This window comes from Tomitella gaofuii, assembly GCF_014126825.1.
GTDB classification, from domain to species: Bacteria; Actinomycetota; Actinomycetes; order Mycobacteriales; family Mycobacteriaceae; genus Tomitella; species Tomitella gaofuii.
The window spans coordinates 3239411-3265496 of sequence record NZ_CP059900.1 but is presented as its reverse complement, the minus strand read 5'-3'; the positions used below and the strand labels follow the sequence as shown (position 1 = coordinate 3265496).

General features: G+C 70.3%; 38 protein-coding genes. All 38 read right to left on the bottom strand.

Annotated elements, in window-relative coordinates; genetic code table 11:
• Window positions 1–37: 37 nt before the first annotated feature.
• The 38 genes from H4F70_RS15195 to H4F70_RS15015 all read right to left on the bottom strand — a co-directional run bounded on the left by H4F70_RS15195 (window position 38) and on the right by H4F70_RS15015 (window position 25978).
• Entirely contained in the window at window positions 38–1213 is a 1176-nt protein-coding gene (locus H4F70_RS15195; protein ID WP_182357784.1) for a Gp37-like protein, read from the bottom strand.
• The gene (locus H4F70_RS15190; protein ID WP_182357783.1) at window positions 1206–2126 is read right to left on the bottom strand and encodes a hypothetical protein; all 921 of its coding nucleotides are present in this window, start codon (window positions 2124–2126) and stop codon (window positions 1206–1208) included. Before H4F70_RS15190 ends, H4F70_RS15195 begins: the two co-directional genes overlap by 8 nt.
• A complete protein-coding gene (locus tag H4F70_RS15185; RefSeq protein ID WP_182357782.1) occupies window positions 2123–6709 on the bottom strand; it encodes a tape measure protein in 4587 nt (1528 codons plus the stop codon). Before H4F70_RS15185 ends, H4F70_RS15190 begins: the two co-directional genes overlap by 4 nt.
• 12 nt (window positions 6710–6721) lie before the next feature.
• Window positions 6722–7093, bottom strand: a complete 372-nt coding sequence (locus H4F70_RS15180; protein ID WP_182357781.1) for a hypothetical protein — start codon at window positions 7091–7093, stop codon at window positions 6722–6724.
• A gap of 14 nt (window positions 7094–7107) precedes the next feature.
• Window positions 7108–7566, bottom strand: coding sequence for a hypothetical protein (locus tag H4F70_RS15175; protein WP_182357780.1), 459 nt, complete (start codon window positions 7564–7566; stop codon window positions 7108–7110).
• Window positions 7567–7578: 12 nt separating this feature from the next.
• The gene (locus H4F70_RS15170; protein WP_182357779.1) at window positions 7579–8154 is read right to left on the bottom strand and encodes a hypothetical protein; all 576 of its coding nucleotides are present in this window, start codon (window positions 8152–8154) and stop codon (window positions 7579–7581) included.
• A gap of 102 nt (window positions 8155–8256) precedes the next feature.
• Entirely contained in the window at window positions 8257–8718 is a 462-nt protein-coding gene (locus H4F70_RS15165) for a hypothetical protein (RefSeq protein ID WP_182357778.1), read from the bottom strand.
• Complete coding sequence (locus H4F70_RS15160; RefSeq protein ID WP_182357777.1) at window positions 8715–9017, bottom strand: HK97 gp10 family phage protein; 303 nt, start codon at window positions 9015–9017, stop codon at window positions 8715–8717. Before H4F70_RS15160 ends, H4F70_RS15165 begins: the two co-directional genes overlap by 4 nt.
• On the bottom strand, window positions 9018–9212 hold the full coding sequence (locus tag H4F70_RS15155; RefSeq protein WP_182357776.1) for a hypothetical protein: 195 nt from the start codon (window positions 9210–9212) through the stop codon (window positions 9018–9020).
• Window positions 9212–9577, bottom strand: a complete 366-nt coding sequence (locus H4F70_RS15150; protein WP_182357775.1) for a hypothetical protein — start codon at window positions 9575–9577, stop codon at window positions 9212–9214. Before H4F70_RS15150 ends, H4F70_RS15155 begins: the two co-directional genes overlap by 1 nt.
• Window positions 9578–9579: 2 nt before the next feature.
• Window positions 9580–9975 carry a hypothetical protein gene (locus tag H4F70_RS15145; RefSeq protein WP_182357774.1) on the bottom strand — a complete coding sequence of 132 codons (396 nt, stop codon included), beginning with the start codon at window positions 9973–9975 and terminating at the stop codon, window positions 9580–9582.
• The gene (locus tag H4F70_RS15140; RefSeq protein ID WP_182357773.1) at window positions 9972–10205 is read right to left on the bottom strand and encodes a hypothetical protein; all 234 of its coding nucleotides are present in this window, start codon (window positions 10203–10205) and stop codon (window positions 9972–9974) included. Before H4F70_RS15140 ends, H4F70_RS15145 begins: the two co-directional genes overlap by 4 nt.
• Window positions 10206–10207: 2 nt before the next feature.
• Entirely contained in the window at window positions 10208–11173 is a 966-nt protein-coding gene (locus H4F70_RS15135) for a major capsid protein (RefSeq protein WP_182357772.1), read from the bottom strand.
• A 51-nt stretch (window positions 11174–11224) separates the two neighbouring features.
• The gene (locus tag H4F70_RS15130; RefSeq protein ID WP_182357771.1) at window positions 11225–11842 is read right to left on the bottom strand and encodes a hypothetical protein; all 618 of its coding nucleotides are present in this window, start codon (window positions 11840–11842) and stop codon (window positions 11225–11227) included.
• Between the two features lie 73 nt (window positions 11843–11915).
• The gene (locus H4F70_RS15125; RefSeq protein WP_182357770.1) at window positions 11916–12935 is read right to left on the bottom strand and encodes a hypothetical protein; all 1020 of its coding nucleotides are present in this window, start codon (window positions 12933–12935) and stop codon (window positions 11916–11918) included.
• Window positions 12936–13112 (bottom strand): hypothetical protein, encoded by a 177-nt coding sequence (locus H4F70_RS15120; protein WP_182357769.1) that lies wholly within the window; start codon window positions 13110–13112, stop codon window positions 12936–12938.
• The gene (locus H4F70_RS15115) at window positions 13094–14581 is read right to left on the bottom strand and encodes a phage portal protein (RefSeq protein WP_182357768.1); all 1488 of its coding nucleotides are present in this window, start codon (window positions 14579–14581) and stop codon (window positions 13094–13096) included. The genes H4F70_RS15120 and H4F70_RS15115 overlap by 19 nt, the downstream gene beginning before the upstream one ends.
• A 13-nt stretch (window positions 14582–14594) precedes the next feature.
• Complete coding sequence (locus H4F70_RS15110; protein WP_182357767.1) at window positions 14595–15206, bottom strand: terminase TerL endonuclease subunit; 612 nt, start codon at window positions 15204–15206, stop codon at window positions 14595–14597.
• Complete coding sequence (locus H4F70_RS15105) at window positions 15184–16251, bottom strand: terminase (protein ID WP_182357766.1); 1068 nt, start codon at window positions 16249–16251, stop codon at window positions 15184–15186. Before H4F70_RS15105 ends, H4F70_RS15110 begins: the two co-directional genes overlap by 23 nt.
• Window positions 16244–16636 carry a hypothetical protein gene (locus H4F70_RS15100; protein WP_235681138.1) on the bottom strand — a complete coding sequence of 131 codons (393 nt, stop codon included), beginning with the start codon at window positions 16634–16636 and terminating at the stop codon, window positions 16244–16246. Before H4F70_RS15100 ends, H4F70_RS15105 begins: the two co-directional genes overlap by 8 nt.
• A gap of 562 nt (window positions 16637–17198) precedes the next feature.
• Window positions 17199–17336, bottom strand: a complete 138-nt coding sequence (locus H4F70_RS15090; RefSeq protein ID WP_182357763.1) for a hypothetical protein — start codon at window positions 17334–17336, stop codon at window positions 17199–17201.
• 397 nt (window positions 17337–17733) lie between these two features.
• A complete protein-coding gene (locus H4F70_RS15085; protein WP_182357762.1) occupies window positions 17734–18438 on the bottom strand; it encodes a hypothetical protein in 705 nt (234 codons plus the stop codon).
• Window positions 18435–19847: a hypothetical protein gene (locus tag H4F70_RS15080; protein ID WP_182357761.1), complete on the bottom strand. Its 1413-nt coding sequence runs from the start codon at window positions 19845–19847 to the stop codon at window positions 18435–18437. Before H4F70_RS15080 ends, H4F70_RS15085 begins: the two co-directional genes overlap by 4 nt.
• 81 nt (window positions 19848–19928) lie before the next feature.
• The gene (locus H4F70_RS15075) at window positions 19929–20558 is read right to left on the bottom strand and encodes a 3'-5' exonuclease (protein WP_182357760.1); all 630 of its coding nucleotides are present in this window, start codon (window positions 20556–20558) and stop codon (window positions 19929–19931) included.
• Window positions 20551–21396, bottom strand: coding sequence for a hypothetical protein (locus tag H4F70_RS15070; protein ID WP_182357759.1), 846 nt, complete (start codon window positions 21394–21396; stop codon window positions 20551–20553). Before H4F70_RS15070 ends, H4F70_RS15075 begins: the two co-directional genes overlap by 8 nt.
• Complete coding sequence (locus H4F70_RS15065) at window positions 21393–21782, bottom strand: RusA family crossover junction endodeoxyribonuclease (RefSeq protein ID WP_182357758.1); 390 nt, start codon at window positions 21780–21782, stop codon at window positions 21393–21395. The genes H4F70_RS15070 and H4F70_RS15065 overlap by 4 nt, the downstream gene beginning before the upstream one ends.
• Window positions 21772–21969, bottom strand: coding sequence for a hypothetical protein (locus tag H4F70_RS15060; protein ID WP_182357757.1), 198 nt, complete (start codon window positions 21967–21969; stop codon window positions 21772–21774). The genes H4F70_RS15065 and H4F70_RS15060 overlap by 11 nt, the downstream gene beginning before the upstream one ends.
• A 142-nt stretch (window positions 21970–22111) precedes the next feature.
• Window positions 22112–22339, bottom strand: a complete 228-nt coding sequence (locus H4F70_RS15055) for a hypothetical protein (RefSeq protein WP_182357756.1) — start codon at window positions 22337–22339, stop codon at window positions 22112–22114.
• Window positions 22332–23129, bottom strand: a complete 798-nt coding sequence (locus H4F70_RS15050; RefSeq protein WP_182357755.1) for an HlyD family secretion protein — start codon at window positions 23127–23129, stop codon at window positions 22332–22334. The genes H4F70_RS15055 and H4F70_RS15050 overlap by 8 nt, the downstream gene beginning before the upstream one ends.
• The gene (locus H4F70_RS15045) at window positions 23122–23481 is read right to left on the bottom strand and encodes a hypothetical protein (protein WP_182360570.1); all 360 of its coding nucleotides are present in this window, start codon (window positions 23479–23481) and stop codon (window positions 23122–23124) included. The genes H4F70_RS15050 and H4F70_RS15045 overlap by 8 nt, the downstream gene beginning before the upstream one ends.
• A complete protein-coding gene (locus H4F70_RS15040; protein WP_182357754.1) occupies window positions 23478–23624 on the bottom strand; it encodes a hypothetical protein in 147 nt (48 codons plus the stop codon). Before H4F70_RS15040 ends, H4F70_RS15045 begins: the two co-directional genes overlap by 4 nt.
• Window positions 23621–23749 (bottom strand): hypothetical protein, encoded by a 129-nt coding sequence (locus tag H4F70_RS20855; protein WP_268968334.1) that lies wholly within the window; start codon window positions 23747–23749, stop codon window positions 23621–23623. Before H4F70_RS20855 ends, H4F70_RS15040 begins: the two co-directional genes overlap by 4 nt.
• The gene (locus tag H4F70_RS15035) at window positions 23746–24471 is read right to left on the bottom strand and encodes an alpha/beta fold hydrolase (protein WP_182357753.1); all 726 of its coding nucleotides are present in this window, start codon (window positions 24469–24471) and stop codon (window positions 23746–23748) included. The genes H4F70_RS20855 and H4F70_RS15035 overlap by 4 nt, the downstream gene beginning before the upstream one ends.
• Window positions 24471–24626: a hypothetical protein gene (locus H4F70_RS15030; RefSeq protein ID WP_182357752.1), complete on the bottom strand. Its 156-nt coding sequence runs from the start codon at window positions 24624–24626 to the stop codon at window positions 24471–24473. Before H4F70_RS15030 ends, H4F70_RS15035 begins: the two co-directional genes overlap by 1 nt.
• Window positions 24623–24943 carry a hypothetical protein gene (locus tag H4F70_RS15025; RefSeq protein ID WP_182357751.1) on the bottom strand — a complete coding sequence of 107 codons (321 nt, stop codon included), beginning with the start codon at window positions 24941–24943 and terminating at the stop codon, window positions 24623–24625. Before H4F70_RS15025 ends, H4F70_RS15030 begins: the two co-directional genes overlap by 4 nt.
• Window positions 24910–25038, bottom strand: a complete 129-nt coding sequence (locus H4F70_RS20850) for a hypothetical protein (protein ID WP_268968333.1) — start codon at window positions 25036–25038, stop codon at window positions 24910–24912. The genes H4F70_RS15025 and H4F70_RS20850 overlap by 34 nt, the downstream gene beginning before the upstream one ends.
• The gene (locus H4F70_RS15020; RefSeq protein WP_182357750.1) at window positions 25035–25232 is read right to left on the bottom strand and encodes a hypothetical protein; all 198 of its coding nucleotides are present in this window, start codon (window positions 25230–25232) and stop codon (window positions 25035–25037) included. Before H4F70_RS15020 ends, H4F70_RS20850 begins: the two co-directional genes overlap by 4 nt.
• The gene (locus H4F70_RS15015; protein ID WP_182357749.1) at window positions 25229–25978 is read right to left on the bottom strand and encodes a hypothetical protein; all 750 of its coding nucleotides are present in this window, start codon (window positions 25976–25978) and stop codon (window positions 25229–25231) included. The genes H4F70_RS15020 and H4F70_RS15015 overlap by 4 nt, the downstream gene beginning before the upstream one ends.
• Window positions 25979–26086: the final 108 nt, after the last annotated feature.

Below are 26086 nucleotides of genomic sequence, written 5' to 3'. Positions count from 1 at the left end.
ATTCGCTTGTCCAGATGGTTCCGCCCCCCTCCGTGCTTCAGGAGGGGGGCGAAACCACCCCCGGCATCGAGTGCCCTCCGGCCGTGAATCTTCGGCCTCTCGCGAGCGTGACCTGCGCCTTGAACTTCTGGATGCCCGGCGACCCCGCCGGGAAGAACACGTACGGCCGGGTCGGGACTGAACCGATCTTCCCCGGCTCCTGATAGGCGGGCGGCACCGGCTGGCCGGTGAGCAGCTCCTCGCCGGTCTCCACCGGCAGCGGACTGTTCCCGCCGAACCCCTCGACCACTGAGTTCAGGAAGATCCGGATCAGCTGGCCGATGCCCTCGGCGAGCCCGCCGGTGACGTCGTCGGCCATGTCGCCCTGGTACTCGAACGCCACGACCAGCGTGCCGTAAGACACCTTCGCCCCCGGCCACGGCAGCTCATCCCCGGGCAAGTACCGGCGCAGCACCGTGGTTACGTTCGCGTCGTTGAGCATCGCCGCGCACGCTTCGTGCCAGTTCTTCATCCGGGAGTCGACGAGCCCGTCGGTCACGCCGAGTGCCTCCGCCTCCTTGTAGGAGAACGGCTTGATCACGATCGGCCAGTTCCGGTAGTCGGCGTCGGTGATCGACACCGGATCCGACGTCCACCCGATGTTCGGATAGCCGTGCGCCCGTGCCAGGTTGATCCACAGCGACGTCGCCGCCGCCCAATGTGCCGGCCCGCCGAGCAGCCAGATCTTGAACGGCTGAAACCCCGCCGGCGTCGTCGGCGTGGGCCACAGGGTGCGCGAGGTGAGCTGGCCGTAGTCGTGCTCGAGGAGGACCGTGATCTTCACGTTCCCCAAGTCGTCGACGTCCATGACGACGTCGTTCACCCGATACGACGGGCGCAGACCGACGTAGTCGACGGTGATGAAGATGTCGATCGTCTCGCCCGCGTCGAGCCGGTTCTTGATCTTCCACAGCCACGACGCCGCGGGATGGTCCCCGTCGACAACGATCTTGCCGCCCGCGACGTCGTTCTCGATCTCCGACAGGTCGACCGAATCGTCGTAGCGGATGATGTGCTGCAGCTCCGGGACGCCGTTCCACGCGCGGATCAGCGGCTCGTCGAGCCGCGCCTGGTCCAGCTCACGCTGAAACTGGTCGATCAGCCGCGACCCCTCGGCCAACTGGTCCGCCAGGGGGGCGGTGAAGTCGAGCACCGGCGCCGTCACCTCACTCACCTCCCTGCATCCGCGACCACAAGCGCGGCTGGTGCAGCTCCGCCCGCGCGCCCCCGGCCGGCGCGCCGGTCACGCTGATCGGCAGTCGCGTCTCCGGGGTGTGCGGGGGAATCGAGTGCATCAGGAAGTAGCCGCCGCCGACCTGCCCGGTCACGTTCGTGCGCCCCGCGTCGAGGAACATCGGCCGCTCCCCGTCACGGGTGACCTCGACGGTGCCGTGCTCCGCGGTGACCGGGCGCAGCGTGATCGACCGGTCCGGGTACTTGCCGCCCGGCGCCCGCTCCCGCCTGGGCCCCGTCCACGACGGGTCCGGAATCGTCCATATGCCGCGGGTGAGCTTCCACGTCTGATCCATCACCTGGTCGGTCGGATTCGACGCCACGATCTCGCCCGCGCCGGACGAGGCGGACGTCTCGAACCACGTCATCTCCGGCTCGGACACCCACATGGGCTTCGGCCCGATCGTCGACATCGGCATCTGGATCGTCGGCTCCGTCGCCGGGTCGTACTCGAGCTCCAAGTCCACCGACGACTCGAGCGCCAACTCGATCCACCGCAGCCCCGACGTTTCGGTAGTGACCTCCATGCGCGTCAGCCGGCCATCCGGGTCCCACTCGTCCGGCCCGTACTCCCACATCGCCCGCCACCGGGCCTCCACCTCGCCGATCGACGCATCCCGCGTGCGGGACAAGGCGACAGCGAACGTGAGCAGCCGAGCGTCGATCGTCTTGCCCTTGTACGTGGCGCCGATCTGCGCGGCCGCCGACGTGTACACCGTCTTCACCGGCGCGTCATAGAGCCCCTTCACCTTCGACAGCAGCTCGATGCCCTCGTCCTGCTGCCCCGGCCCGCTGATCGTCACCCGGTCGTGGTCCGAGACGATCTCGACGAGCGTCGACTCCGGCAGAATCACAGGATCCTCCCGCCCGGCCGCGACAGCATCGCCATGTGCTGGCCGTGCTCGATCCTGCGCACGATCGCATCCGCGTCGCCGCCGGGCGCGTTGACCGTCGTCTGCGACGGCGGATTCTCGACCAGCTCACGCAACGACCGCACCATCTCACCCAACTCCCGCGACGACACCCCACTGCCCGCGCGCAGCGCCGCCAGCTCGGCATCCTGGTCCCGCTTCTGATCAGCCGTCTGCACCCACTCGGTATCCCCGGACAGGTTCAGCGCCGCCACCCCGTGCGGCAGCGGGCCGCCCGAGTCACGCAGCACCATCGGCAGGTCGATCGTCTTCATCAGCTCCTCGATCCACCCCGGGGACCCCGGCGTCACCGGCCCCTGCTTCGCGATCTCCTGCTGCGAGAACGCGGGCGCGATCTTCCGCGACGCCTCATCGAGCGCATCCGCATTCGAGATCAGCGCGCCGACGAGGCCACCAGACCCGCCGTTCGGCACGCCCAGCTCCTTGAGCAGCGAGCTCATCTGCCCGGACACGGCGGCCGAGGCGGCATTGCCGAACAACTCCGGCACCGACGCCGCCTTCCGGCCACCCAGCGACGGGGCCTCCGCGCCCTTCGACGAGGCGTCGTCGGCCTTCTTAGACGCCTCAAGCGCATTGAGCGCCCGCTGCAACGCCAGGTCCGCGCGCAGCAGATCCTCCGGAGTCGACGCCGCGTCCGCGTACGCCTCGTCGCGGCGGCGCCGCGCCTCAGCGACCGCGAGCTCGAGCGACTGCGCCTCGATCTGCTCATCCGACAGCCGTCCCGCGAGCTCCGGCGCGGGCGGCGCCGGCGTCTTCGGCTCACCCGTCGACGGCGCAGCGGATGTGGAGGTGGTGGCCGCGGCGTCGTCCGGCGACGGCGGCGGCACGAACGCGCCCTCCGGCAGGTGGTACTTGTTCGGGAACTGGCCATCCGACGGGGGAGTGGCGCCCGGCCCGTAGATGACGCCGTTGCCGCCGGACTCGAACGGCACACCCTGCAACGCCGAGGACATGTGCGAGTACATGCCGCCGCCACCGTTGTAGACGCCGATGTCCATGCCCCGCCCCGACGGGTCCAGGCCCCGCCGGAACCCGAGCGCATAGAAGTCCGACTCGGTCGTGTACCACCGCTGATACGGATCCAGGCCCTTGAGTGAGGCGTAACCGGCCGACGAGTAGGACGAGCAATCCCACGACGGGTTTCCCATGCCGGCGTACTGGTACGGCTTGCCCGACTCGCCACGCAGGAACGCCACCGTGCGCTCCACCGCGCCGCGCATGCCGCCGGCCGCGTACTTCTCCAGGCCATAGCCGAATCGGTCGGCGACGTCCGCGAGGATCGCAGTCGACCGGCCCCGCTTCGACTCGGCGAGCGGAATGAACGCCTCGCCGCCGGTCTCACCTTCCGCCCACTGGATCAGTCCACGCCCGCGGCCCGGCGCGATCGTCGCCTGGTCCGGCAGCACGCCGCCGTCTGCCATGGGCAGGTTCGACCACGTCCCGTTCGACACCGGGTTGAGCAGCTGCTCGGTGATCGACACCGTGTGCGTCGACGTGGTGTGAATCCCGTTGAGGGTGTTGATGTCCCGCTTGACGTCCTCGACGTTGTCGGTGATGACCACCGTTCCGTCTTCAAGGGTGGTCGTCTTGACGTTCAGTGCGTCGAGGGCATCCATCACCGCTTTGCTCGTGTCGGTGACGACGATCCGCTTCTCGTTATCCTGGTGCACCTTGATGCCGAGGACCTCGAATGCGTCGATCACGCCCTGCGCGCCCGGCGCCGACGTGTCGATCGTCTTCCCCGGAGGGATCAATGAGATGACCCTGATCAGGGTGCGCAGCTTCGCCTCAGCCTCCGGCGTGTCCGCCCGGACCTCAACGAGGCCGTTCGGAAGCCTGCGCACCGTGGCGCCGACACCCTCAATGGCGGTCTTGGCAGCGTCGGTCAGCGACTCGACCCTGATGATCTTCGGTTCGCCCGGCTTGAGCGCCGCCAGCCGGGTCGCGATGTTCGCGAGCTCCGCCTGCACCCCGCCGCCGCCGATCACCTCTGCAGCGATGCGCAGCGTGTCCGGCACCAGCCCCATCGACGCGGTGACAGCGTCGACCTGCTCACGCGTCAATCCGAGCTGGGCGCCCCACGTGTAGAAGTCGTCCATCAGCGCGGGCAGCTTCTCGTCCAAGTTGCCGCCCGCCGCGACGAAGTCGGCGAGGCTGTCCCGCGCCTTGAGGATCGCGTCCCCGTACGCCTGGCCGTTCTCGGTGGTGCCCTTGAGCCGGCCGGACTGGTCGACCAGCTCGTCGCCGAACCCCTTCGACGCGTCGATCGCCCGCTCGGCCGCCTGCGCGACGTCCTCGTGGACCTGCGCGACCTTCGACTCCGCCTCGAACAGCGACGGCGCCTCACCCGCCAGCGCGGCGAGCGTCGCCTTAAGCGCCGACGCCTTCTCGTCCGCGGTCGCCGCCTCGTCACCGAGGACCTTGAAGCCCTCCGCGATCTCGTGCGCGCCGGGGCCGAGCTGCTTGGCCACCTCACGCTGCTTGATGAACTCGTTACGCAGCTTCTGCGCGATCCCCGCCGCCGTGCCCGCACCCTCGCCGTACTTCGCCAGCGACGCGTACATATCGTTGAACGCCGCGTCAGAGCCGTACAAGGCGTCCTGCATCTGCTCGGACGACATGTTCAGCGAATCGAAGGCATCCTTCGCCTGCTTCGCCGCCGAAGCCCGATCCTTGATCTCGTTGAGCTGCTCCTGGTTGTCGGTGTTCCGCGTGAACGGCGTCCAGAAGCTGAGCTTGTCCTTGATCTGCGCGCCGACACCATCCATCAGGCTGACCGTCTGGGATGCCTGCGACTTGAGGCCGTCCAGTTCGGCGCTCAGCCGCTGCGCCAGCGTCGACTTCACGGCGTCGTCCATCGCGCCGTTCGACTCGATGAACGCCTCCGCCACCGCATGCTGCGCTTCGGCGACGTTGCGCGCCGACTTCTCGTAGGCGTCGGAGGCGTTCTTGAGCGTCGCCGTGGTCGAGGCAACCGACATCGCCGCCCCCGCGACCGCGATCAAGCCGATTCCCACAGGCCCGCCGAGCGCCCCGGTGACCGCGGTGAACCCGCGGCGGATCCCAGCCCCCGCCGACGACAGCGCCGATACGCCCGCAGCGGCGACACCCGCGCTGCGACCGAACCGTGCAGCCCCATCAGCAGCGCCACGGTAGGCGGCGGTCATCCGGCCGACCGCCGGCAGCCGAGTCTCCACAGTGGCCATCGCCGCGCTGACCCGGCCGATCGACTGCCCGGTCCCCGCCGCAAGCGCTTGCTGCAAGCGCATCTGACCGCCGAACCCCTGCAACGCGGTACGCGCCGGGGCGACCGCCCGGGTGATCCGCGAGAACAGGCCCGGCACGGTCCGAAAGGCGAGGAACGCGATCGCCAGGCCTTTCACCAGCGTCTGGTTCGACTCCATCAACGACGCGAGCGTCTTGAGCGCCGGCACCAGCGTCACGTCGAGGATCTGCGCCCCGGTCTCGAGCAGGGCGATGAACACCTGCCAGGTGGACACGCCCGTCGCCGCCGCCGCCTCAGCGAGGGACCGCACGATCGACGCGACCGCGGGCCCCACATCGCGGGCCGTGTCCGCCAGGGACGACACGACGCCGCCGAGCCGCTGCACCGCGTCGTGCGCCAGGTCCGACTCCCGGAACCGGGCGAACGCCGCCGACGCCTTCACGCCGAGATCCTCGAGCGTCGTGCCGACCGTCGCGATCACCGCGGGAGCTTCGGCGCCGATGGACTGGATCACCGGGGTCAGCGAGTTCAGGGCGGGGATCATCGCGTTGCCGACGGCGTCGGTCACCGCGTTCTTGGCGGCCTTGAACGAATTGCCGAACGTCTTCTCCGCGGCCTTGCCGCCGTCGATCATCTGCTGGAACAGCTCACCCGTGCCGTTCTGCAGCACGGAGAGCACCTGCGGCAGCTCGATCTTGCCGTCGTGGATCAGCTTGGACAGCTCTTCGGTGCTGACTCCGATCGAGTCCGCGAGCGCCGTGAACACCGGCACCCCGGCCCCGGACAACTGGTTGAGCGTCTCACGGGTGACCCGACCCTCGTTGACCATGTTCGTCAACGCCAGCGTCGCCCGGTCCATCTGCTCCGACGACCCGCCGGCCGCGGTGATCGCCAGGCCGACGTTGCGCATGATGTCCTGCGCGTCCTGGCCCTTCACGCCCAGATAGGCGAGCGACGTCGCCGCATCCTCGTAGGTCGACGTGTCGATCGGCGACGACTTCGACACGACGCCGATGCGGCGCATCATGTCCGCCGCGTCCTCGGCGGACCCGTACAGCCCCTTGAGCGACGCCTCGGTGTTCTCCGCCGAGATCGCCGACCGGAACCCATCGGCGACCGTCTTGCCGACCGCCAAGCCGACGCCGGCGGCGACGGCGAGGCCGGTGCGCTTCGCCCACTTCGCCGCTACACCGGTGGCCGGGGCGAGACCCTTCTCGAGCTTGCCCGGCACGCTACCCGCGTCGATGTCGACTTCGATGTCAATCCGGCCCCCGGCCATCAGTCACCTCCTCTACATGTTCAGCAGCGCCGCGAACCCGCGCGCGGTCATCTCGGTCGTGTCTTGCCGGGCAGGCGCCGGCGGCTCGGCCCGCGCCTTGTACTCGTCGCGCCGCTTGTCGTCCAACTCCGCGGGCCGCAAAGCGACCGGGCGTAGCGGCGGCTGGTCCGGGGGCTTGCGCCCGTCCCTCTTGCGCAACGCCCGTTGCCGCTTGACCTCCGGGTCGTCCGGGTCAGTGATCCACGACCGGTACTCCGACGTCAGCCAGAAGTCGTCCCGGTCGACGAGCATCGCCACGTTCTCGGAGTCCCGCGCCTGCTGCGTCGACCACTCGGCCGAGGCGAGCAGCATCGCCGCCGTGTCCGTCCACGGCAGCTCGCGCAAGGCGTCGCGCAGGCTCAGCCCGTAGTGCCGGCGGAATCCTGCGACGGCTGCGCCCCATCCATCCCCAGCAAGGCAGGCAAGGGCGCGACTACTTCCCCCTCGGCCAGCTCCGAGAGGTTGACCAGCCGGTTCACCACCACCGTCGCCGGGCCAGGCGGAAGCGCCGCAACCTTCTCCCACAACGCGTCCGCCGTATCCGCGCCGACGATCATCTTGATCACGTCGCCGATCCGGGAGTCCTGCAACGCCTCGTAGAAGTCGACGACCTCCGCGCCCGTGTACTCGCGGCGCACCTCGGCGTCGACACCCTGAAACGTGACCGGTACCGGCGGCTTACCGCCCAAAGCGAGAGCGTCCGTCAGGTCCAGCCGGGCCACCTTCGGCGCCGGCTGGACCTTCGGGGCGGCGGCCTTCTTCGCTGCCACCTTCGGCGCCGCCTTCTTCGCGGCCGCCGTCTTCTGTGCGCCTGTCATCAATCCATCTCCTTACGGGGTCGTCGCCAGCGGGTTCCAGCTGGTCACCGGCACGAACGGGTCGAGAGCGAGCAGCTCGAACTCGAAGCCGTCCAGGTTCTCCCCGCCGAACACCCGCGGCGGCGGAGTCGTCAGCGTCACCTTCGGGCTGTAGAAGCCCGCGGTGTCTCCGCCGTCGCGCAGCAGGAACAGCACGGCGAAGTCCTCATCCTCGCCGGGCTCCCACTTGTACGGGCCCGACCCGGAACCGAGCTCGGTGATCGACCCGCCCTGCAGCGCCGTCATCACAGTCGCCTTCGAGTAGTCGACCGCGCGCAGCTTGATCCGCTCCTCGAGCGGCGACTTGACGACCTTGTACGGGGCGCGGCGCCGGTTCCACACCGGCAGCGTGGTCACGTCACGGTTCGGGGTCAGCTCGAACCCGGCCTCGACGCCGCCGAACATGTCCCACGTGACGGTGTCCGGGTCCACGCCCGTGACCGGGGGCAGCGCGAACGGGTCGTCCGGCAGCTTGGTGCCCGCGGGGGCGCGGGCCACGTCGCCGTCGAGCCAGACGTACGCCTTCTCGGGATCTGCATAAGTGCTCATGGGGTACCTCCTCGGTAGGTCAGGGAAGCCCCGCCCACGGGTGGACAGGCGCGCACACCCGTGGGCGGAACAATCAGGAGCCGCACAGCGGCAGTAGGGGCGTCAGCGCGGGGCGCGCTGCTTGCACTCGAAACGCACCGGCGCGTAGACGAGCCGGTTATCGACGCTGCGCTTGTCGTCGAACAACATCACCGGCCCGTCGACCCACCGGGCCGACCAGGCGGCGCCGCGCCACGAGATGTTGCGGGCCCGGCCGACCAGCTGGCCGACGATCGTGCCGATGTTCCAGGCGAGCTCGTCCGGGCTGATCCGCATCGCCGGATCCGCCGCCTGCAGCACCTCCGACTTCGGAACCCACGGAGTCACCTGCACCATCGGCCGGCGCAGCAGCGGGTCCTCGCCGACGTTGCCGACGACCGCGATCAGCAGGAACGGGCCCGTGATCAGCTCCGGCAGAGCACCAGTGGTGATCGACTCCTCCGGCACCAGCTCGAGCACCTCGGGCTGGCCGCGCAGGAACTGCCGCAACGCCGCGGCCGGATACGGGTACGGGGCAACGCTCATCGCGGCTGGAACCCCGAATACTTGCCGTAGGCGCGGGCCGCGTCCGTGAGCGCCGCGTGCGCCGGGGTGTCCGACGTGCCGTACTCCTTGTAGAACGCGGTGTCGTCGGTGTCCTCAAGGAACACCCGATCACCGGCCGTGCGCACCGTCACCCCGCCCCGATAGGCGCCGGTGAGCACCGGCGCCGCCGCACGGGCCCGCGCGGCCGCCATGCGGGCGATGGTGGTGCGCTTGTTCGCCGTGGTCTCCCGGGCCTGCGCCTTCGCCTTCTTCGGGAACACGGTCACCCGCGCCGACATCTACCCGCCCGGCTTCTCGTCGTCGACGTGCACGTCGGCCACCGGGCGCTCGACCGGCCGCGGGGCACGGGCCGGCCGCGCCTTGACCTCACGGTCACGGTTCTTGATGTGGTCGGCCGAGCCCCGCGCCGTGAACGCCTTCTTCCCGTCCTCGGTGCGGTACTCGACGATCGGATCATGCTTCTTCTTCGCCATCACGCCTCCTTGACGTCGTGGGCATGCCGCACGATCGCGGCGATGTAGGCAGGCCGGCCGCTGCCGACCGGCTTGCGCAGCCGCGGCGGGCCCTGCACGGTGACGACCACCCCACCCGGACCGGCGAACCGGTCCTCATCCCGCGGGAACGGCACCAGCCCGGGGTCGAGCATGAGCAGATACCCGGACGCCGAATGGCCCGGCTCGAACTCGTCAGCCCCGACCGGCGACCCGGTGAGCTGCCGCTGCTGCAGCAGACCCGTCCACGGGAACCGCTCGTCCTCATTCGGAATCCGCGCACCCGTCGCCGGATCCTGCGACGGGGGAGTGGCCCGCAACAGCGTCCACGACTCCGGGAACCGCACGGCTACTCGCCGCCCGACAGAGACAGGTTGAACGCGCCCGGCTCCGCAACCACAGGGGACAGCTGGTCGATCTGCCACGGCGACAGCGCGATCAGCTCATCGGCGGCCGCCTTGAAGTACTCGGTCGAGAACTCCGGGTACTGCACCGAACGGACACCCCGGCCCCGCCGCACCGCGTCGAGCGCACCGGAGACCACGTCGATTCCGACGCCGGTCACCAGGACCGGGTCGAGCTCTCCCGTCGCGACACGGTCGTCGATCAGGGGAATCACGCGGCGCATCTCCGCGGTCGCGCGGGTGATGAACCACTCGACCTGCGTGCGCTCGACACTGGCGAACGTCTCGCCGAGCTGCTTCTCGACGTCCTCGATCGCGAACAGCGGGGCCGGGGCGGTCACAGGATCTTCGCCTCGCGCTCGCCCGTGTCGATGTTTCGCGTCACCTGCACCCGGGTTCCATCGGCGTGCGTGGTCACGTACGTTTCCACACGCGCCTTCTTCTTCCGCGGCGTCGACTTCTTCGCAGCGGGCTTGCCCGCCACGGCCTCCGCCGCCTCCACCGCGGCCGAGGCGGACGTCGCCGACTCCTCGGCCGCGGCAGCAGCGTCCTGCGCGTTGTCCTCGGCCATGGTCACGCCGCCTGCACGCCGCGCAGCCGGGCCGCAGCCTTGCCGCCGAAGATCGCCACGCCGCAATAGAACTCGATGCGGGTCCGGTAGGCCGGCTTCTCCTGCAGCTCGCCCAGGTCGTACACCTGAACGCCGCCGTTCGTCAGCCCGGTGACCGCCTGGTCACCCTCGTCCTGCCCGAACCGCACCGCGTAGATCGAGGACGTGTCCTCGGCGGTGCCCATCGTCTCGGTCTGCGGCAGGATCTGCGTGCCGTCCGCGGTATCGCCGGGGTCGAGGATCGGGATGCCGTTCCACATCAGCACCCGCTTGCCGGTCATGTCCTCGCGCACCATCTCGGTGCCGCCGATCCGCCGGCCCGCCGACTTGATCTTCGCCAGCACCGAACGGTTCGCGTAGATCGCACCGTTGCCGCCGGTCAGCCCCGGCACCTGCGCGATCAGACCCTCGAGCAGGTCGAAGAAGTCCTGCCGGGTCGCATCGTCGGCGTTGATCTTCGCGCCGTTGGTGCCCGCGTCGATCACCTGGTCGCCGGTCAGACGCACCTTGAGCCCGTCGAACCCCTTCTCCGCGTTGGTCCCCGTCTGGGAGACGTCGCCGTTGAAGAAGGTGTCCTGGAACTTGTACGCGGCCGACTTGGTCTTCATCGACGTCTGCACCGCGCGCTGATCGTTCAGATCCCCGCGGGTCTGCACGATGAACCGGTCGACGTCCGCGTCGCCACCGAGGATGACGAGGGACTCGGAGTGCTGCGACACGGTGCCGGTCGACTCGGAATACGCCTCGTTGACGTTGCGGAACTCGACGCCCGGCAGCGTCTTCTCCTTGTTGTACGCGTACGCGTTGCCCTGGATCGTCATCAGCGGGATCCGGTCGAGTACCGGCGACGCCAGCACGAACGTCTCCTGCACGCCGCGCTGCAGATGGGTCGTCGACAGCTTCGCGGCCTCGGTCAGAGTGATGGCCATCGCTGGCCTCCTTTCGGGTGACCCGCAGGATCACCCGCGGGAGTACGTGGACTACTTGGTGGTGGCGTAGCCGGCGCGCAGACTGCCGAGCCCCGGCGTCGTCGGCTCAAGGCCCGTGCCGCCGGCCGCCCCGGCCCCCGGCGTCTCCCGGGTATCCCGAGAGCCCAGATCCGCGGCAACCGACTTCGCGTCCGCCTGCAGCTCCTCGAGCGTCTTGCCCTGCAACCGCGGCGCCCACGACGCCGGCAGACCCTCGGCGAGCGCCGCCTCGAGCCGGTCCGCGCGCAGCCGCTCCGCAGACAGGTCCCGCTCCACCTCGGCGAGGCGGGACTTGTTGGCGTCAGCGTCTCGCTGCGCCTTCTGCTGATCAGTCAGGTCACGGTCCTCGAACGCGCGAACCTTCGCCTCGAGAGCTTTGCGGGCGTCACGCTCCGCATACAGCTCCGTGAGGACGGCGTTCTTCGACTGCTCCGACTTGAACGAGTCGTTCTTGTCGTCCGACTCGCTTCCGGGCGTCTCACCCGTACCGCGATCGCCGTGGCCGCCCGACTCGCCGCCGGACTCGCCGCCACCCTCCCCGGCGCCGCCACCACCGCCATCCGGGGCGGCACCACCGGAACCATCCTCGGGTGCAGCAATGAATCGGAGCCAGGGCTTGAGCTTGTACATTCATGCCTCCATCTCGGAGAAACGCCGCATCTCGCAGCGCAACCCGCCATCTCAGCGGGAAGACTCGAACCGGCTACGGGTCGATGTAGCCGTAAATCCGCAGCAGCCGGAGCGCCTCCGCGCGGTCCGCCGCGATCTCGTAGATCGCCTCCGGCATCGGCCGCGGGATCTTCGCCATCGTGTACCGGGCGCCCGCCGGGCGGATCTCCTCGAACGCGCCATGCCGGCGGCGCACCGCCTTGTGCGCCAAGCCACGCCGGGTCATGCCCTCCGTCGTCGCCGCGATGTGCTGGCCGTAGATCTGCGCCTTGACCATCCGCCCCGACGACGCCGTCGTCATACCGCGGCGCGCGTTGACCACCTGCGACGGGTCGGCCCCGTCGCGGATCGCCTGCGCCCCGGCCTTCGTGAAGATCCGGTCCTGTTCCTCGGCGCCCAGCGAATCGAAGTACATCTTCGGGTCAGTCGTCAGATCGTCGGCCGCATCCAGCTCGGGGATCATCTGGCAGTCGCAGCCCGGATGCCGCTGGAACGCGGGAGTCCGATACTTCCGGCCGGCGAGCACCGCACACCGGCTACACGACTTGCCGACGAGCATCCGCACAAACCCGACCTGCGGCCGCACGAACGTCGACAACCCCGTCGACACCCGCGACGCATCCGACACCTGCGTCTGCACCCGCAGCAGCAGCGCGTCCCGGCCCGCCTGCCAGGCAAGGTTCTGCGCCGCCACAGACCCGTCGGTGCCCTTCATCGCCGCCTTGGCGCGGATCACCGACCCGTACAGCAGCGAATCCAACGGCCGACCGTCCGATGCGACCCCGGCCAGCGCCTGCGGCCGCACCGCCGCCTCCGCCGCCACCGGCGTGCCCTGCTCCCGCAGCGCCTCCGCCACGTATGCGCCGCCAGGCTCCGCCGCGCGCTCCTGCGCCTTGGCCGTCACGTCCACCAGCTCGTCGACGTTCCGGTCGAACCAGCCATCGAAATCAGCCGGCGCCGTCTTCCCCCACATGTGGGCGGCCGCGCCCAGCGCCGCCATCAACACCCGGCGCCGCTGCGCATGGAACACAGCCGCCGCGGGCGGCGCCGCCACCTACTTGTCCTCGAGCGTGCGGGCCTGCTCCTCCGGCAGCCGCAGCGCCACTGGCGTCGCACCGGTGAAGTCCACGTCCGGCAGCCCGGCGAGGCGGGCCGCGTCCTCCGGGTCCACCCCGGCACGCACCCCCTTGCCGACCGCATCAAACCGCTTGTTCACCTCGTCGGCGTCCATACCCCCCCCGTCGCCGCCGGCGCGTCGAGCTCGCGGGTGAACTGCTCCAGCATCGGATCAAGCGCCTCCTCGCGCGCCTGCTCCATCCACCCCTCGACCTTCGGAGGGGTCGCCCCGGGGATCATCTCGAACGCCGACCGCCGCGGGAAGCCGACCGAGATCAGCTTCGTGATCGCGTCGATCGTCTGCGAGAACGAACGGGCCTCCGCGTCTGCCCACACGACCTCCGCCGAGTAGTCCTCCGCCTGCAGGCCGCGGGCCCGGTTCGCCAGCCGGTTCACCGTCTCGATCGCCTCGCCCGCCGCGTCCTTCAAGTCCCGCACCAGCGCCTGCAGCGTCGACTCCGCGCCCGCCAACGCATCGCCGGACAGGTTCGACATGCGCGAGAGCATGTACTGCGGCGGCACCTGGCCCGTCGAGAAGAACGTCGTCAGAAAGTCCGAGTACACGGAGATGTAGTTGGCCAGATTCGACTCCGGAATGTCCCACATCTTCGTATCCGAGCCGGGGAACACCAGCAGCCGGTCCACGCCGATGCGGCCCATCTGCCGGATAGCCGGCACCGGCTGCCCGTTGTCGTCCAGGACGATCTCGCCGTTCTTGTCCCGCTTCGGCACCGGGTTCCCCGCCGCGTCCCGCACCACCGGGTCATAGCCGGACACGCCGCGCTGCCGATACGCGCTGAACTGCATCGCCAACAGCGTGTTGAACCGGATCGTGTTGAGCGCGTCCTGCTGGGGGATCAGCGGGGCGATCGCCGAATGCGGCACACCATCGGCGTCCACGTTCGCATCCGACGGCACGAACGGCACCTCGCCGAGCCCATGGTCACCGGAGCCCTTCGGCTCCCACCCGGCCCCGCCGGCCGCGACCGAGCCTCGCTGCTCGAACCGGAACCACGACGTATCCGTGTACACGTACGCCACATGCAGAGCCCCAGACTGGCCGCCCGGCGTCCACAGCTGCGACCGGGACCGCGCATCGTCGACCGTGAACGTCTTCACCGCGAACAGCGACTCGAACGGGTCCTCCGGATTCGGCTCGATCCACACCCGCCGCGACGACTCGACCCGCACCTTCGGCCGATCCGTCCGCTTCGGGTTCCGCGACACCGACCAGATCCCGCGGCCATGCACCAGCATCTGCGTGTAGACGATGGCCTGCCGGTCGTCCAGCTTGTTCGGCTGCCACACGTTCGTCCACGTGTCGTTGTCCATCTGCCCGGTACCGTCGCGCAGCCCCTCCGCGCGCATCCGCTGCACCGGCGCGGCCATCGCCAGGCCGAGGAAGTTCGCCAACGACTGCTCGCGCAGCTCCAAGTACTCATCGGAGACGCCCGGCGGCGCATACGGCAGTCGCTGCTCACCCCGGTGATACTGCTCGCGCTCATCCCACGCGGCCGCCTGCTCCTGCAGACGAGCCAGACCGACGTCGAGGTAATCACGCGCCAGCGCGGCTGCATCCGCCACGTGACCACCTCCCTCAGCTGAATCCGTACATCGCCGTCGACACACCGGCGCCCGTCGCCCTCCACCCCTCGGTGTGCAGGTCCGACGCCGCCTCATGGGCCATCACCGACGCGATCACCGCGTCGATCTTCTGGTGCTGCTCCGGCTTGCCGATCACGTACTTCTGACCGGGCTTCGCCACCTTCCGCGCGTTCCGCATGTGCACCGTCGTGATCGGACACCCGTCATGGGTGATCCGGCCCGTCGTCAAGTCGGTCTCGAACCGGCGCAACGCCTTCCACATCCTGTCGATCCTGTTCGTCGGCCACTCCGACACCCGAGTCTCGCCGTACTGCAACGACCAGTCGCCGATCTCCGAACGCCAGTCGAACGGGTCGCAGTAGAACCGACCCACCCGGTACCGCTGGAACAGCTCGTCCACCGCGGCATGCACCTCGCCGCGCGGGATCTTCCCGCCCCACTCGGCCGGATCCCAGATCGTCGGCCGCGCATCCGGCCCATACCGCGGCGTGAACAACAGCCCGCCGCGCGTCTCCGCCTTGATCGCGGTCCAGTCGTCGGACTCCGACCCGTCCATGCCGAGCGCAACCTCGGTGGCATCGTCAGGAGCTGGGAGCCAGAGCATCCGACCACCTCGACTCCCACAGCCCATCCGGCAGCCACGTTCCCGCCCCGTAGGTCACCCGGTTGCCAAAGAACCGTTCCGCCTGCGACGGGTCCGTCTCGCCGATCTCGTCGGCCTCCGCCTCGATCGAGTCGAGGTTCACCCACGGCGAGCCCTTGTAGACGAACCGCAGGATCTGACGGCGCTCCCGCTTGTTCCCCCACGACAGCCGGGCCGGGGGGATCCGGAAGAACTTGAACACGTCCTCCGCGCGCGACTCCCAGGTGCGCTGCGCCACCGAGTTCTCCGCCGAGTTCCACGCGTTCGTCGTCTCCAACGTGCGCCCGTTCATGCCTGCCGCGCCGCGCCGCTGGTCGTCGGCGATCTTCATCATCTTGTTCGTCTTCGTCCACAACCCGGTCTCGTCCTGCAGCACCCACGAGACGGGGTTGCCGACGCGGCCGTTCACCGACGACGTCACCACGTCGATGCGGTCGAAGTCCTCGCCCCCGGCCTCGCCGAGCACACGGATGAACCCCTCGCGCACGAGCAGCAGATCCGCCAACGGTCCGAGACGGATCATCGCCGTCAACGGCCGGTACACGTTGCCGACCTGGTCCTCGTTCGACGCCGTCAGCTGAATGACCGGCGACGGGTGCCGCATGCCCATCGGCTCGCCCGGAAGGTACTCGTACTCCCAGCCGCAGCCGCAACCCCAATCGCTGCATGCGTACCCGTCGCCGGCCTTCGCCCAGCCGAGGAACTGCGACGGCCCGACCGCCTCGAGGAGCGTCATCGTCGCCGACCACGGTCCCTTGCCCGTCTTCTGGGGAGCGACTACCTGCGCACGCCGGTAGGTGAACGCCTGCGCGCCGAGCGGGTAGTCCGTCCACGCTGCTCCCGGTCGCACCCGGTAGTAGTTCGCCGCACACCAGAACTGCCAGTCCGACCACTCGAACTCGGCGCCACGCTGGTATCCGTCGGGCACCCGGCAGTGCCGGCGCACCCACGCCTCACCGACGTCGCCGAGCGTGGGGAAGTCGACGAGGAACCCGTCATCAATCATCGGCGACGGCCCTCAGCCGTCGCACCGGAGCCTCGCCCGACGACTCCTCCGACGGCTCACCCGACGGGCGCTCCGGCTTCGGTTCGGGAACCGCGTCCGCGATCGCCCACCGGTTCTCCGCGAGCCCCGCCGGCGACATGCCGATCTGATCCGACAGCCGGATCATCGCTGTCGCAATCCCCGGGCCCGCGTCCGCCGCCTCCGCGCGCACCTTCCACCGCACGTACATCGCGATGGTCTCCCAACGCCACGGTTCGTCGGCCCACGCGACCGCCTGCGGCGTCCGCCACAGCTTCTTCCACACCGACCGCTCACGGGTCGAGCCCTTCGTGAACGGCCAGTCGGGAACCTTGCCCTGAAATCCTTCGGCCGGCAGCGACCGCATCGCCAACCCGCGCCGCTCGCTCCGGCCCGACGTTGCCTCCGCCGGGGGCCCGGACCGGTTCCTCGCACCACCCCGAGCCATCTCGAAACCTCCATCGGCATCTCGCCAACATCAAGGCGCCCAAGCCTCTCACCTGGACTTTTTGAACCCTCCGCACCTTTTAGCGCCCTCCCCCGAGGCGGCGCTCGTCACCTCCGACGGGGGTACCCCCCACCCCTCGCGCTCGAAAGTCGAACACCCTTGCGGGAGTTGCACGACCGGCACAGCACCCCGAGGGGACCGTCGGCCGCGCCACCGGAGGCCACCGGGGTCACGTGGTCGGCCGTCAGATCCGACGACCGGTGCGGCGGCCGCTCGAACCCGGGGCACCAATCGCCCCGGAACTTCCGCCACGACTCGACCACCCCGGCCCGCCGCTGCCGCTCCGCCCACGTGCGGGTGACCTTGGTGGGGGTCGACCCATGTGCCCTCGCCTCCCTGGCGCGGGCATGGGTGGGGCAGTGGTACCCGGGTGTCATGGCAGGGCATCCGTCCTCCGCGCACACGCGCAGCGGCGCGCGGCTCACGGCTGCCCGGCCAAGTCGTCGGCCACGAGCTGGTTGAGGTGCGACTGCAGCTCGCGCTCGCGGCCGCGGTCACCGGACCGGCGCGCCAGCTCCATCTCGAAGCGCACGAGCGCGGTCCGGTAGTCCGAGTCCACGACCGCCTCCTCGGGCCACGGGGGTGAACCTCGCCGCACCAGCGCGCACCCGACCACGAGTTGGGGAGGGTCGACGTGCGCGTGCCCCGCCATGGGTTCAGAGCGGGGGCACGGTGGTCGCCGGGGCGAGGCGTAGGTTCCCTCGACCGCACCCGGACCGTGTTGCCATGCGGGGTGCAGCTCGAATGACTACTGAAAGCAGGGGGCAGTCGAGGGAGTAAGTTCCCGCGCAGCACGACCTCACCCGATTCATCAACGGGGTCATGGGCCGAGCTTGACCGTCATCCACTCCGACTGAGTACCGGCGTGACGCGGGAAGAACACGAAAGCGCGGGGTGTCCTTCTGGCCCACGTCCCGCGCAATGCGCTCAGCATAGCCGGGTGGGGGTGTTTAAGGTCAAGCACCCGGTGCGGCCTGGCGTGTCGGGTGGTCCAGGTGTGCGTCCATGACGTCGCCCATCCGGTAGACGCGGATGGGATCGCCCGCCCCGATCCTGATTTCTCGCAGCACCGGCAGCTTGCCCGCGATGCGCAGTGTGCGGATCCGCGCCTTCGTGAGCTTGTCCCACGGTGCGCCGAGCGACCGGCCCAACTCGAGCACGCCCGCCGGGGTGAGCTCCTTCGCCCGCGCTCGCGCCTCCGCCTCCCGCGCCGTGGCGGGGTCGACGAACGTGCGCGGGTCGCGCGGCCGGTCCGACAGGCGCCGGCAGTGCTGCAGCACGCGGCCGACGTCGTCGACGATCTGCTCGGCCCCGTCGGTCAGGGCCACGGCGATGATCCACCGGCGCAGCCACCTTGCCATCGACAGCACGTCGCTCGCACCGCCGTAGTCGAGCTGCCGGGCCTCGCAGGTGCGGCGCACCCACCCGGCCAGCACGGCGCGCAGCTCGTCGCCCGCTTCCGAGGCTTCCGGGTTGAACGGCATCGGCGAGGCGGACAGGCGGCCCCGCCGTCCCGGGCTCCGACCGAAGCAGTCCTGCCGGGCGATGGTCACGGCCAGGTCCTCGACGACTCCGGGGACCTGCTCGAGGAGATCTCGGAGTTCCTTCTGCCCGACACGGTCGAGGAAGAACCCATCGGTATCAGTCTGGTGGGAAGTCACGTACGGCTCCTGGATGATCGGCGGCGACTACGACGACGAGGCGAGACCGTGCCGGGCCCAGACGCGCGTGTGCGCGTCTGGGAACCGACCCGGCCCGACCCGTCCCGTCCCGACCCGGACTTTCCAGAACCTGTAGACCTGGCTTCTGCTGGATCTGCTGGGTACAGCAGGTCAGGTGTTGGCGCTGGTGGGGGCGGGGGTGTGGGCGCGTCTCCCCGGCTGGTTGCCGGTCCGCTGCCGGGTTGTAGGGGCAAGGTGACCGTCGCGTTCTCCCGACTGGCTGTGGGGGCCGCTGGCGGTGTGGGTGCGCGTTCTCCGGCTGGGTGCCGGTCCGCAGCAGGTGCGCGTCCACCGGCTGGGTGCCGGTCCGCAGCAGGTGCGCGTCCACCGGCTGGGTGCCGGTCCGCAGCGTGGTCGCGTCCTCCCGCGTCAGGCGGGGCCGCAGGCCGTGTAGTGGGTCCCGCCTGGTCGCGTCCACCCACCGGGTGTGGGTCCGCAGGCCGTGGCGGCGGGACGGGTGCGCGCTCTCCCACTGGCTGTGGGTCCGCAGCAGGGTGCGGCGCCGCTGGCTGCGGCGCCGGCGTCGTGGTGGTGGGCGCGGGCTGGCTGCCGGCGTCCGGGGTGGCGGCCGCGTGGGCTGCCTGGTTGCGGTCGACTTCCGCTTGGCGGTCGTCGGGCACCGTTCCCGGCGGCAGGGTTCGCCCGCGCCGGGTGTCGATGCTGTAGCCGTTCGACCGGGCCCATTCGTGATTGGCGATCCAGTCACGGGTGTGGGCCGAGTAGTACGGCCGGGTCGGGGCCGACAGCAGCTTGTGGCGCTCGTCGGCCAGCGGATCGTCGGAGCGGGACGCGTTGCAGCCCTGGCAGGCGACGACCATCGTCTCGACCGTGGCGGCCTGACCGGGCCGCCGGTGGTCGTAAGTGCCGCGCAGCCGGCCCTTGCGGGCCTTCCAGTTGACGACCTGGCCGCAGTAGCGGCAGCCGTCGCCGTCGCGGAGCCGGACTGGGATCACCAGTTCCGGGTTCGCGTTGTCGGACTTGCGTTGGCGTTCCCACTCGATCTCTTCGCGGGTGCGCATGTGGATGAACTCCGGGTCGTCGGGGATCTTCCACATGGCCGTGCCGTCGACGGTGATGCGCTCCATCAGTCCGGCCCGCTCGCACAGGTCGAGCAGCACCGCGGTGGCGTCGTCGTCGCCGCCGACCACGCGGGCATTGCCGTAGGAGACGACGTAGTCGGTCAGGTGCGCGGCGGCGAGCGACGCGCTGCCGACGAGGAACCCGAACACGGCGTTGCGGGTGATCCCGTCGATCTGCAGCTCGTAGAGCCGCAGCAGACGGGGGTTCGTGATCGAGTTGTCGCCGATCCTCAGCCACGCCACGGGCCACCACCAGACGACATTGATCACTCCTCATTTCAGTGCGCAAAACCGGAACATTCACAGGTCACAGGCGGGCTGGTGGGGCGCGTGGCCCGGCCGGGGCGGGCATCACAGCCGCGCCTCCGCGGCCGCCGACGCCGAGTACCGCTCCGGCGCCGGCTGGTGGCCCTCGTAGTCGGGGCTGATCGGGCCGCGGCCATCGCAGTGCGCGCGCAGCATGCGCAGGCACTCGGCCGTCGCCTGGGCGTCGCCGAGCGCCGTATGCGGCGCCGCGTTCTCCACACCCCACAGCTCGCAGCACTCCCACAGGCCCGGCAGCCGCAGCGGATCCGTGCGCAGGGCTCCCGCGGTGAGCGCGGACAGGTCGGCCAGCCGGTGATGCCACGTCGGCACTCCCGCGTCGCACCGGTCCTCGAACAGCTTGGCCAGGAACGCCGCGTCGAACGCGGGGCTCGCCCCGGCCAGCGTCGCCCCGTCGAGCCAGCCGAACAGCTCGCACAGCGCGTCGTTGAGCGCCGACTTGCCCATCGCCTGCTCGTACACCCGCCGCTCGAAATACCGGTTCACCGTCCACGCGCGCGGCGACGCGGCGGCCAGGTCCTCCTTGCGCAGCGCGGGGACGATCACCATGTGGTCCCCGGTGTCCAGATCGACGGCGGCGAGCTCCACCACGGTGTGCTTCGCGGGGTCGAGACCGGTCGTCTCGACATCGACAACGATCACGGGCCGGTCAGACATCAGTGCTCCTATTCGTGGGTGGGATCGGGGCCAGCGCGCGCGGCGAGCAGTCGGAGGCGGTCGGCAGCCCGTCCTCCATGAGCCATCTGCGCATCGTGATCGGCGCCGGCAGGTCGGCCTCGCGGATGATCGGGGCGTCGGACAGGCCCAGGCTGCGGGTGGGTGTCCACGAGCCGAGTGCCGGTGGAGCCAGCGCGTAGATCTCCAGCACGGCGAGGCGCCCGCGCCCGTCGATCTCGTAGCAGATCGAGTCGCCATCAACGTCCTGCGACAGCGGACAACTCGACTGGCTGCCGTCCATCCGGAAGACGATGAACAGGTCCAGAGCGGCGGTGCTCCACGGCCCCCGGGGCCTCGTTTCCTCCCAGCTGAAGTGCAAGCCATCGGAGAGGGCGGCGGTGACGTCGAGGCGCCACCAGCGCGGCGCGCGTCCTCCGCGGAAGCCGAGGCCCGCACCGGCAGGATCGACGCGGACGGCGGGGTGGACCTGCGAGGGTTGCAATGCGTCGCGCATGCGCTGCAGCCTGCTAAGCGTGTACCCGCCGCCCACAGCGATCGCCTCAGTGGGTCGCGTGGTGAACGTCGAGTGAGGCGGCGGCGGGGGCGGGCCGATGAACAACGACCCCGGACAGATGACCCGCGACGTGTCCTCGTCATACCGATAGTCCGGGTCGACCTCGCCGAAGCTCCGCATCTGCAGCATCCGCTCCGTCACCGCGAGCCCGTGGAAATCGTCGCCGCAATGCGGGCACTCCGGCTGGCCCAGGTTGTTGTCGTAGCCGGACGGCTCTTGGGCGAGCTGGGCGTCGACGAGGGCGTCGATCTCCTCTTCCGTCACTCCGGGGCTCCTAGTTCGGTGATGGTGATCTCGATGCGCGGCCGGTCCCGGTCGATCTCGACGCCCAACCCGACGCGGGGCACGTACCGGTAGTCGTCATCCGCGACGACTCCGGCCTGCACGAGCCCGTCGAGCGTGGCCTTGAGGAACGGGCCGAGCGCGTCGGCGTCGCGGCGGGTGCGGGTGGGGGCGTGCCAGACGACGTCGACCCGCGCGCGGCGCAGCCGCGGCACCCTGGCCCGCTTGGCGAGCGCCCAGACGATCTGGCCGGCCTCGTACTTCGCCGCGCGCATCGTCCGCCAGGTGGCGCGCCGCTGCTCGTTCGCGGTCATCGGCGGCTTGCGCACCTCAGCGACGAGCACCCAGGTGCGTGGTTCAGAGTCCATCGAGCACCTCGCGGACCCACTCGGACGCGTCCACCTCGCCGAGCACGGTTCCCATCGGCAGGCCCAGCGCATCCTCGAGGAGGCCGAGCGTGCGGACGATCCCCTCCCACAGGCGGTCGGCGACGACGCCTAACGGGTCGGCGGCGAGGAGGTCGCCGGCATCCCCCGGCCAATGCTCCGGGCTCACCGTCGTGTCTCCTCGATCGGCTCACTACCGGCCCGGTGCTCGCCGTCGTGCCCAAAGGGCCGCACGCAGGCCCGCTACACGCCGCCGCAGTCGACAAGCGGGCAGCGTGGATTGAGCGGAGGCTCAGTCATCAGGCGGGGACTCATACGCCACCGTCCAGGGCACGTCGGAGCATCTCGATCACTCCATGGGCGGGCACGATGACGAGCGGGTCCAGCCCCTCGACGTCGGCCCTCAGCGTGGCCTCCAGCTCCTCCACCCGGGCGACGACAGCCAGCAGGTCGGCCCGATCCCGCTCATGCAGCGACATGTCCTCACGTGGCACGGACGGGATGCGCCGGCGGATCGCAGCCAAGTCGAGGTCAGCCACGGTCATCACCGTCCAGGGCGCGGCGGATGTCGGCCACGGCGCGCTTCCACCCGCAGGCGATCGGGTCGCCGTCCGGGTGGACATCGCAAACGGGCTGCCCGGCAACGGCCTCCCGCACCCGTGCGATGGCTGCCAGCGCCTCGTCACGCCCAGCCTCGGCGGACTCGGCGTTCGACTCCCACTCCTCGCACGCCCGGGCCTCGATGCCCACATGCTCGCGCAGCGCATCCACGCGGTCACCGAGCGACTGCACCTCGGCCCGCGCCTCGTCACGCTCGGCCTGCGCCTGCAGGATTGCGGCCGCAGCATCGCCCGCACACGTGATCGCGTGGTGCACGCGATAGAGCGGGTCGGCGGCGCGCAGCCGCTCCACCTCGGCCCGCGCCTCGTCACGCCCAGCCTCGGCGTTGTGGAGGTTTCGCGAGAGCAGCGCCCAATCGCCCTCCCGGAGCCGCTCCACCTCGGCCCGGGCCTCATCACGCTGGGTACGCAGGATGCCCGCCTCCGCCTCGAGCATCCCGGCGTGGCTCCGCGTCGCAGCCACCTCGATCCGCGCCTCCCGCAGCGCGGCGGACAGGTCGGGCACCAGCGTGCGGGCGGCGGCGATGAATCGGATGTTGCTCGGGCCGGGCTCAGTCCCGCAGTCGTCAGGATGCAGTAGCGCGATGAAGAACTTCACGTCGCGGTTGACCGCCGCGACCTGGTGCCCCTCCGATTCGTAGAGCGACCACGGTTCGGGCGTCACACCCTCCATCGCCTGCTCGGCGCGGACGAGAATGTCGTCAGACATCGGTGGCCTCCTCGTAGGTGGCCGCGAAGATGTCCGGCTTGCACGGGTAGAACTCGCCCGCGACGCCGGTGATGATCCAGTCCCCGGGGCAGACGGTGTGGCCGCCTTCGAGAGTGTCGATCCACCCGTGGTCGTCCATGAGCGCCTCGCAGGTCGCACGGCGGAAACGGTCTGGGACCTCGCTGTGCTTCATCCGGCCCATGAGAATGCCGCCGGCGCCGACGATCTCGCCGGTGGAGGGGTCGACCGGCGGGTGTCGGTAGTAGTCGACGGCACGATGGTCGCCGTAGGTGTTCCAGACGGCGGCCTCGACGACTACCGGTCGCTTGCGGAACTTCTTGGGGGTGGTCATTGCGGGTCTCCTTCGTCGTGGTTCTCGGCGCATACGAGGCAGTACTGCGTGCCGCCGCGCCGCGTGAAGAACGGGGCCGGATCGCGGCCCGCGGGAAAGTCGGCGTCCGACAGGAAGCACGTCCCGCACTCGAAGGTGGTCACCACGCCGCCTCCTCGAGGCGGGTGGCGACGGCCTCGACGACCGACGCGGCGACGAGCACGGCGCCGGCGGCCAGGCCGACACCGGCCAAGGCGACCGTCGTAGCGGTGGCCGCGATGCGCCTCATGCCGTCACCTGCCGGATCCACGCCGCGGCCTCGTGGCCGCGATACCGGTACGCCTCGAAGTGGCCGCCGGTCAGGTAGAAGCCCATCTGGTCGATCGCCCGCGAGTAGCGGCGGAACGTGCCGAACAGGTCGAACAGGTTGAACGCCGACTGCTGCCACCGGCCCGACCGGAGCCGGTCGTACAGGTCCTGGGCCCACACGTCCGGCGCGCCGAACGACAGCGCCGCGAGCTGATCCGACAGGGTGTGCAGCGGCGACGGGTCCCCCGCGCAGCAGATCGGATCGCGGCTATCCCACAGCCACAACGTGGGAATGCCGGTAGCCCGGTCCGCGTACACGCCGTAGCCGTCCGGGCTGATCCCGCGCGGCATGGCCGGATCGGCGATCAGCACCACGCCGCGCACGTCGAGGTCCGGGTACAGGCCGTCGGCGATTTCCTCGGCGACGTTGCCGGCGACCAGTGCGCCGCCGCTGTACCCGATCAGCACCGCAGGGTTCGGGGTGTCGGAGATCGTGCGGATCAGGCTGCGCGCGACGCGGGCGACCGCGAAGTCCAGCGATGGGCCGGGGTCCACGCCCACGGGCCCGACGGTCACGTAGTCGAGGCACGGCACCTCGCGGAACTGGCTGTGGTTGAGGTGCTCGAGGACGTACTCGGCCATGCGCGACTGCGGCTGGCCCACACGCTCGCCCACGCCTTGCACCGTGACGATGTCGTACATCAGACCTCCAACTTCGATAGGGGGATGGTGATGCGGTCGCCGTGCTCGGTGGTGAGCTCGGCGTAAGGAATCGGGCTGCGGCGGATTGCCGTGATGTGGGCGTAGACGCCGGGGCGCACGGTGACCCGGTCACCCACGGCCGCGGGGCGGCTCACTTCTTCCTCCACTGGTCCGCGTGCGGACACGACGCGAAGTGGGCGAGGAACACGGGGCGGCCGGCGGCGCGCATGCCGTCGGCCTGCCGGGGCGGGACGACTCCGGCGTGCAGCTCGGACCCGACACGGGAGACGGCGACGTTCCCGGCCGTCGACGGGGCCGCGTCGACGGGCATCAGCGTGCCCTTCTCGGTGCGGCACCAGACGATGTCGGTGCCGCAGGACCGGCAGGGTTCGACGCGGTCCGTGACCCACACGGGCGGCTGGGGTGCGATACGGGCCGTCACGACCAGGACCCCCATCCAGTGCGTGTCCACGTGGTGAACGCCAGCCAGCGCATCAGCGTGTACCAGGTGGTCCAGTCGCGGCCGTCGCCGTAGGCAGGGGCGGGGGTGACGTGCAGTGGGGTCATCGGAAACTCCTCGGGGAGTAGGGGCGCGGCGTGGGCCGTGCGGGTCGGGTGGGCAGGCGGCGCAGGCCGAACACGGTCGCGGCGGCGCCGTACACGAAGTCAGCGGCCAGGAACGCCGCCACCGCGCCGGTGGTGGCCGCGGCGACAACGCCGGCCACGACCAGGCCAGCGGCAGCAGCGGCGGGGGCGGTCACGACAGGTCTCCCGCCGCCGGGCGGGGCAGACGCTCGGCCCACGCCTCGCGCCAGGCGGCGCGTTCTTTCTCTTCCTCCTCGGCCGTGTGGATCGACATCAGCGCGCCGATGAAGTGCGCGCCGCACCGGACGAACAACGACTTCGACCGGGCGACCGCGCCGACTTGCACCGGCGCCCGGTACGCGCCGGTGGCCGCCTTGAACCGGGCCAGCACCTCGCCGTTGAAGACGGCCTCCTCCGACCACGCGGCCGAGCTGTGATGCAGCCGGGCGAGCAGTCGGTCGACAGCCGGCCCCGGCGAGTCCGCCCCGTACACCTGCGGCACCCGGTACGACCGTCCCGGCAGCAGCCCGGACTGGTCCGTCACGGTGACGAACTGCTCGTCACCTTTCTGGACTACCTGAATCTGCACGATGAACTGCGGATCGTCGTCGGCTTCCTTGCCCGCCTTGAAGATCGACAGCAGCTTCTTCGCATCCGCCGGCAGGATCGCGAACCGGCCCAGCCCCTCCGCCTGGTGCGAGTGCACCTCGTGCCAAGCCAAGCCCGCGGACATGCCGTCGGTGGCCCACCAGATCAGCTCTTCCGGCCCGACTTCGCAGACGACTCGGTGCCGCTCCGGCATTTCCGGGTCCCCGCCCGCGTGGGCGAGCACCGATGCCAGGGCGGCCCGCAGGTCCTTGGTGCCGACGATGACGTCGACGCCGCGCGCGACGGGCGGGGCATCAGCGGTGGGTGCGGTCATGGCGCCTCCTCGATGAGCGGATGGGGATGGACATTTGGCCGGGCGTCTCCGCGGGGGCGGCGGGGCGGTCGACCCACCGCCAGATCTGCACCCGCCGATCCGGCGGCA